The organism is Photorhabdus tasmaniensis (assembly GCF_011189505.1).
GTDB lineage: Bacteria > Pseudomonadota > Gammaproteobacteria > Enterobacterales > Enterobacteriaceae > Photorhabdus > Photorhabdus tasmaniensis.
Genome location: NZ_PUJU01000090.1, coordinates 1 through 7,789, shown reverse-complemented (window position 1 = coordinate 7,789; position 7,789 = coordinate 1). Strand labels below are relative to the sequence as shown.

The window sequence follows — 7,789 nt, the reverse complement described above, 5'->3', positions numbered from 1 at the left end:
GTTTGCCGAAAAGCTGGGGATCAAACTGTTTGCCAGCCGAGGTCGGGTAGATATTCAGGCGCAGGGTGATGCGATGGGATTGGCGGCATTGAAAGACATCACGGTGAGCAGTCATGAAGGCAAAGTGCTCATCAGTGCCAAAGAGGAGATTTTGCTGGCCTGTGGCGGGGGATATATCCGTATTGGCAACGGGCAGGTGGAAAGTGGGGCACCCAATAACATTATCCAGCGGGCAGCGGTGTGGCAAAAATTCGGGGGGCAAAGTGTCAGTCAGTCTGTACAGCAATGGCAGACGGCTAATTATGCCGTGATACCGAAGGCCGCGAGTGCCAGTGACACTACGCCGTTAGCCAATCAGAATATATTGCTACAGTCAGATGATGCGGGAAATCGTTCATTATCCACCGCTCAGGATGGCAAAAGCCCTCTGCAAAAGCAGGCGGGTGTGGAAATAAGCCAATTGAAAATAAAAGATGAGGAGTAAATGATGAGCGAGTCCACTGAAAATGAAATTTATATTCATCCTGAATATGATGAATACGGCTTTCCGTATTACAACGTGCCCAATGCCAGAATTGAAGAAAACCTGGTGGCGACCTGTCTGAAATATGCGACTAAAGTGATCCCGGTGATTTTTCTGCCGGGGGTAATGGGGAGTAACTTAAAATCGACAGAGAATAAGTCAGTCTGGCGGTTAAATGCGATGTATAGCCCAGAGGTTTTACTTTGGGCGTTAAAAGGGGCTTCTTACAGAAAAGATACATTAGATCCCGGTAACACCGTGGTTGATGGCTCCGGGGATATTACGTCTGACCACACCAAAAAGAATAAATTCCCCAGTTGCCAGCAACGGGGATGGGGGGAAGTGGCACATATGAGTTATGGGGATTTTTTGCCCTGGCTCCAGGATGTGCTGGATGATGAGCGTCAGGTATTTGAATATTATATGGAAGGTCAGGGAAGGAAAACGCTCCGGCAGCAAATGGTCGGTATGGATCTGAGTGCTGAGTTAGGTGAAGAGCCGCTGACCCAGGAAGAGGTTGAACACAGTTATCGCTTTATATACCCGGTGCATGTGATGGGCTATAACTGGCTGCAATCCAATGTGGATTCTGCGAAAAGGTTGGCGAAATATGTTGATGAGGTTTTGGCCTTCTATGGTAAACGTTGTGCAACTAAGCAGGTTATTTTAGTCACTCACTCAATGGGCGGGCTGGTTGCCCGCCATTATTCAGAAAAACTGAATGGCCGGGATAAAATTTTAGGCATTGTGCACGGCGTGATGCCGAATACCGGTGCCCCGACAACTTATAAGAGGATGAAAACCGGTGAAGATGGTATGACCGGGCTGGTTGTCGGCAGTAATGGGGCAGAGATGACGGCCGTGATGGCCCAGTCGCCCGGACCTCTACAACTGTTGCCGGGAAAGGCGTATGGTAAAGGCTGGTTACATATCGCCGATGGTAAAATCACGCATAAACTACCGGAGTCAGACCCTTATGAGGAAATCTATCTGGAAAAGGATCGCTGGTGGGGATTATGTGAAACCCGGTTTTTAAATCCGGATAAAAAGGATAAATGGAAAGATAAGGAAAGTTGGGATAATTATTGGAAATTAATAAAAGGTACAGTTAAGCCATTTATTGAAGAATTAACTGGCAATTATCACCCTAATACCTATGCCTTTTATGGTGCCAGTGAGAAACATCTATCGTATGGAATTATCTCCTGGTTAAAGGGGCATCGTCATTATTCTAGTTATAGCTATGATAATCTTTTAGAAAAGCAGGAGGATTATTCCGGCATGACATTTAATCAGCCGCTATATGATCCGGCTAATCAGGAAACTGGTGCAACACGTACGGCGCGTTTTTTTGTTGGGCCTTCCTCATGGGATTATAAAGAAAAATATTTTGTACTGGCATCACCAAATGAGAAAGGGGATGGAACAGTGCCGGTACAGTCTGGTCGTATTGAAGCCAGACATTTACGTAGTCTGCTGGCGACAGAGGTGGATCATGAAGGGGCGTATAAAGAGGATAATGAAACTAAAGATAGTAAAGCCCGGTTATTTACCTTGCGTGCAATTGTGAAGATGGTTCAGGGGGTAAAAATTGAATAAGAAGAATGCTTTATTTATTTTGTTGGTTGCCTATATTCTGTGGTGGTATTTCCCTACCTCTTATCATCACCCTATTTTAACTGAGAAGGAAAAGCAAATGACGACCGAACTGTTAGCGAATATGCAAACCCGTTGTGTGGGGCGTTATCTGATTGATATCCCCGAGGCATTTGGCAATATCCTCCATAAGGGGATAGTGATTGGTGATGCTAAAATAGAAACCAAGCGTTTATATTTGCCTGCCTTTGAACAGCGTATACAACTAAGAGAGCAGGAATTAAAGACGACTCAATATGTTGATCCCAAAAATATGCCTTTTTTAAAAAAGGTCTATCGCCTTGAAGGAAATTTGAAAGGTGTGATTTTCGATAGGAATCAAGATACGTCTTCTCCTGGTTATGACCGGGTATTAGAAGCACATTTGTATGATAATGGTGTTGCTTTTATCATAACAATGAAATTTATTGAGCTGTCAGATGATAAGTATAAAGCAGACAGAGAGGATTATATCGAGGGTGGATTTTCTGAACAGGAATATAATAAATTGCATCAAACTTTGTATAAAATGAATAGTCTGATTGCCAGGATCAGCGGCAGAAAGGAGACAGAAATCCCCACAGTAGCAGGAACTTGTATCCCTGACGGATTTATTACTGGCAGTCGTAATGAGAAAGAAAGAATAACCTTTGTCTATCAGGGAAATGAAAGTGACCACTTTAATTTCAGTGTTGAGATATTGAATTATCTTAAAGAGAAAGACAATATGTTGGATCGTCTTGTGGGAATGGAAGGCACGTTATTAGCCATGCGTGTCAGGACCATAAGGAAAGGGAAGCGTGAAATTAACGGTACTCATACGGAGGAAATTTTAGCGTCAGGTTCGGAAGGAATGTTATCAGAGCCTGAAATAAAGCTCCCCCAATATATGTTTAATTTAATTGCCAATGAAACATTAGGCGATTATAAAAACCCCTTTGTTAATATTGAGTTGAAGAATGATCGAGAGTCGCCAACACCGTACAGTGAAAATGAACTGGTGGCATTTTGGGATGCGGTAACGAAGACCTTTCGCAAAAGACCGGGCGCTTTCGGAACGCGATAAAAATACGGGTTAAATTGACTCCCTTATAGAGATATAAGGGTAAAAATAGGGTGAAAAATAGAAAGAATACCCGCGCGTAATTTTCAGTTATCAAGAGGGTTCAGGAGGTAAAAATTGAATAAGAAGAATGCCTTATTTATTTTGTTGGTTGCCTATATTCTGTGGTGGTATTTCCCTACCTCTTATCATCACCCTATTTTAACTGAGAAGGAAAAGCAAATGACGACCGAACTGTTAGCGAATATGCAAACCCGTTGTGTGGGGCGTTATCTGATTGATATCCCCGAGGTATTTGGCAATATCCTCCATAAGGGGATAGTGATTGGTGATGCTAAAATAGAAACCAAGCGTTTATATTTGCCTGCATTTGAACAGCGGATACAATTAAGGGAGCAGGAATTAAAGATGACTAAAACTGTCGATCCGAAGGATATGCCCTTTTTGAAAAAAATCTATCGCCTTGAAGGAAATCTAAAAGGTGTGATTTTCGATAGAAATGAAAATATTGATGAACCTGGTTTTGGGAGAGTACTGGAGGCGCATTTATATAATAATGGTGTCGCATTTAAAATTGTAATGGAAATGTTGGATCTGTCTGATGCTAAATATGCTGATGATAGGGAAGACTTTATCAAAGCACAGGTTCGTGAAAGTGAATTGAATACCACAGTTAGAACTATGGTGGAAATGAAGGAGTTATTGTCCAGGATCATCGGCAGAAAGGAGACAGAAATCCCCACAGTGGCAGGAACTTGTATCCCTGATGGATTTATTATCGGCAGTCGTTATGAGATGGAAAATATAAGCTTTGTCTATAAGGGAAATGAGAGTGATCATTTCAATTTCAGTATTGAAATACTGAATGATCTTAAAGAGAAAGACAATATGTTGGATCGTCTTGTGGGAATGGAAGGCACGTTATTAGCCATGCGTGTCAAGACCATAAGGAAAGGGAAGCGTGAAATTAACGGTACTCATACGGAGGAAATTTTAGCGTCAGGTTCGGAAGGGATGTTATCGGAGCCTGAAATAAAGCTCCCCCAATATATGTTTAATTTAATTGCCAATGAAACGTTAGGCGATTATAAAAACCCCTTTGTTAATATTGAGTTGAAGAATGACCGAGAGTCGCCAACACCGTACAGTGAAAATGAACTGGTGGCATTTTGGGATGCGGTAACAAAGACCTTTCGCAAAAGACCGGGCGCTTTCGGAACGCGATAAAAATACGGGTTAAATTGACTCCCTTAATAGGGATGTAAGGGTGAAAAATCAGGACAATATAATAAAAATCAAATCATTTTTATATTCAATTTTCAGCGTTATTCAGACGGTGAAAATTGAATATAAAAAGAGATTATTGGTTTTATTAGCTGTTGTGGCTTCTCTCTTTGTGAGAGGTCGGGAATTTTAAAAATAACCCACTAATGGGGGGGCAATATGATTCGACTTGACTATTGGGATGCGGCCTTATTCGCTTCTGTTTTCTTGTTATATTACATTTGGCCGGTAATTATGGTTCTTGATGTGTTGGTTATTTGTCGGATAATTAAATGCATTAAGCAAAAGAAATACACGCGTGCACTACTCTGGATTTTTGTTGCGTTGTTAATGAGTGGCTCTGTTATTTTTATAATGATATGGTCAAGTTTATATGGGTAAAATGATGGGAATAAATACGTATTTTAGGTTCAGTCGTGAATATAGTTCAGACGGTGAAAATTGAACAACAATAGATTACTTACTTTGTTGGCTATCTTGGCTACTCTCTTGTCTTGGTGAGAAGCAGGATTTTTCTAAAAATAATTAACTTATGAGCGGAATAGTATGTTTGAATTTGAATTTGGATTTTGGGGTAAAATATTATTTTGTTTTGTTTTTGCTCTATATTATGCTTGGCCTATTACTGTGATTTTTGATGCATTTTTCATTTATTGGGTGATTAAATTCATTAAGCAGAAAAAATATATATTTGCACTGTTATTAACTCCTATTGCAGTATTGGTGAGTGGTTTTCTTATTTTTATTTTCATTGGATGGGTGCAAGGGTGAGAATTAATGGCGGAATGTCTGGAGATAAAACATTATCTCCAGACATCAACTGTTTATTACGGGGTTATTATGATGATAATAGAGAGGATATCATGATATTTGATGTTATTTGTTTGGGTAATGCAATTAATCCGGGTATTTATTCCATTGTGATGCACAATGGATATTGCCCTGTTTCAAGTTCCATTCTTCATGAAAATATGAGGTCATTATTATGAGCTGGCCTATTCCTGAAATACCTGAACTCAAAGCAGTAGCGCCTTTGCGTTATCGGTTATGGTTTATCATTCTGTTGTTAATATTGGTTGCTGGTACACTCGTTTATGCATTTCTAAAAGACACGACCGATTTTGTTCACGCTGCGATTTATAGCAGCTTACCGTCCTTCCTGGTATGGCTGATGTTATTCGGCGCAGCGCTGAACCGCTATGAGCAATATTGTGCGGCAGCGTACGCTTGGGAAGAGGCCAGTGTTGAAACCCGTTTCCAGTGGCAGCAATGGAGCAGAAAGCAACTGGCTGTGGTCGGCAACCTGATCCTGACGCCTGAACAGCAAGGTATGGCATCGCTGTTAGGTGATTCGAAAGATATTCCTGTCGTTCCTCATAGAGGACGGGCGCTGTTTTGTTCGTCGAAAAATAACCGGCAATTATTGGATGAAATTGATCGTGAGCTTGAGAAACAGTGTCCGAATTATCGGGATTTTTTACACCGGATTTATGTTGCTTCTGCTTCTTCCGACGACTGGCTTTCCTATCAATCTTCGGTATACCAACAGTGGGATTTGCTCCCCATTCAGGCAGAAAACAGGGATGAGATCGATAAATTATACAAAGAGGCGGCTTTCGAAGGGTTGATAATGGTTCTTGCATGCCAACGCTGGCCACCTGGCAGTGATAAAAAAGCATACAGCGAATTTGTGTCTGCTCAGTTACTTTCATCGACGGAATTTGCCACCCAGAAAAAACTCAATGTCTTTGCCGGTATGGGGCGGCCTTTACCTTCGTTACCGGGGGAAATAACAAAAGATCTGCCTATATTGTTTGAGTATAACCGTATTGATAAAACGCGTATGCGACACCTTTGGGTAACGGGTGTCCCCAATAATGTGCTGACTGAGCTAGCGATTCTCAGTTATGAGCATTCACTCAGTTTCTCCCCAGAAAATCCGATCCATTTAATCGATCACACGTTTGGGCCGCCAGGGCCGCTATCCGTGTTTTTGGCATCAGCCATGCTGACTGAGGCAATTGGCCTGACAAATAGCGACCATATCGTTATCAATCAGTTACCTGAGGGTAATGCCATCCTCTATTTAATGACTAAGGAATTACACCAATGAAAGTGAATAATGGTGATTACCATTATGGCTATTGGGGATATGTTTTTATTACCCTTAGCTGTGCCGGAGCATGTTTTCTGCTGATTTATTTTAATCAAGCATTGCTGGCGGAAAATGACCTGCTTAAACCAGCGTGGTATGTCTGTGCCACGATTTTCCCGGCCATATTAATCGGCTTATTCGGAAATGCTGGCTGGTGGTATATCCGGCAGAATAAAACACAACAAAAACTCAGACCTGAAAATGAAGGGGCAAAAGCTTTCCTCAGTCAGTCTACTTTGATACGCAATGATTTAGGCGATCGCCTGCATCGTCGTTACGGGATGTTTTGGGGGTATAAAGTCCGTATCTTGTTGTTGGTGGGCGAACCTGAGCAGGTGGAAGCTATCGCGCCGGGGCTGACGACCCAACACTGGCTGGAAGGCCATCGTACGCTCCTGCTGTGGGGCGGCAGTTTACAAACTGAACCCGATGCCGCGCAACTGGCAGCCCTGCGTCGCTTGCGCCGTTTCCGTCCGCTCAACGGCATCGTCTGGGCCCTGACCGAACAACAAAGCACCCAGCCGGTCTGGATGGATAAAGCCCTGCGGATGTTGCAGAAACAGGCCCAACAATTGCACTGGCAGGCTCCCATCTATTTGTGGCAGGTGTGTCACAGTCTCTGGTCACAGGCAGGGCGGGTGACGCAGGCGGTGGGGTGCTTTTTACCTGAACGCTGTACACTCGAGATGGTGGAGACCCAACTGCAACAGTTGATTGACCCGATGCGCAAGCAGGGGATGCAGCAAGTCCTGGCAGAGAACGCCCATGATTTCCTTTATCGTCTGTCATCCACCCTGGAGAAACAGGGGATTGCCCACTGGCGTAAGGTGTTGACACCGTGGTTGGCGGAGTACAGTGAGAGGGTGTTGCTGCGCGGGTTGATGTTCAGTTTGCCGCTGGAGCCGAACCGGGACGCGGGACCGCAAAACTGGCTACCCGATTTTGCCTGGCAGGGGGTGTTGACTGACAGTCTGCACTGGCACGGCCGACGGTTCGGGTGGATCCAGAAGCGCAATGTCTGTCGTGGCCTGATGGTACTGGCGTTATTGTGGGGGGCTGGCAGTGTGCTCTCCCTTTTCACCAACCGGGACCAGATAAAGGTCGTGCAGGCGGCAGTGACCGACCTGAA

At 43.5% G+C, this 7,789-nt stretch carries 6 protein-coding genes and 1 pseudogene; all 7 read left to right on the top strand.

Going from position 1 to position 7,789, the window contains the following annotated elements; all coding sequences use genetic code 11:
- Positions 1-484: DUF2345 domain-containing protein (locus C5471_RS22270; protein ID WP_166296454.1), on the top strand; the 484-nt coding region annotated here is incomplete at its 5' end.
- Entirely contained in the window at positions 485-2,122 is a 1,638-nt protein-coding gene (locus tag C5471_RS22265) for an esterase/lipase family protein (protein WP_242688826.1), read from the top strand.
- Complete coding sequence (locus C5471_RS22260) at positions 2,115-3,224, top strand: T6SS immunity protein Tli4 family protein (protein ID WP_133815465.1); 1,110 nt, start codon at positions 2,115-2,117, stop codon at positions 3,222-3,224. The genes C5471_RS22265 and C5471_RS22260 overlap by 8 nt, the downstream gene beginning before the upstream one ends.
- Before the next feature lie 114 nt (positions 3,225-3,338).
- Positions 3,339-4,448: a T6SS immunity protein Tli4 family protein gene (locus C5471_RS22255; protein WP_133815464.1), complete on the top strand. Its 1,110-nt coding sequence runs from the start codon at positions 3,339-3,341 to the stop codon at positions 4,446-4,448.
- 603 nt (positions 4,449-5,051) lie between these two features.
- Positions 5,052-5,276: a hypothetical protein gene (locus C5471_RS22250; protein ID WP_133815462.1), complete on the top strand. Its 225-nt coding sequence runs from the start codon at positions 5,052-5,054 to the stop codon at positions 5,274-5,276.
- A 214-nt stretch (positions 5,277-5,490) separates the two neighbouring features.
- The gene (locus C5471_RS22245) at positions 5,491-6,618 is read left to right on the top strand and encodes a hypothetical protein (RefSeq protein WP_133815460.1); all 1,128 of its coding nucleotides are present in this window, start codon (positions 5,491-5,493) and stop codon (positions 6,616-6,618) included.
- Positions 6,615-7,789, top strand: a pseudogene (locus C5471_RS22240) (ImcF-related family protein); the annotation flags it as partial. The gene C5471_RS22245 and the pseudogene C5471_RS22240, both read left to right, overlap by 4 nt.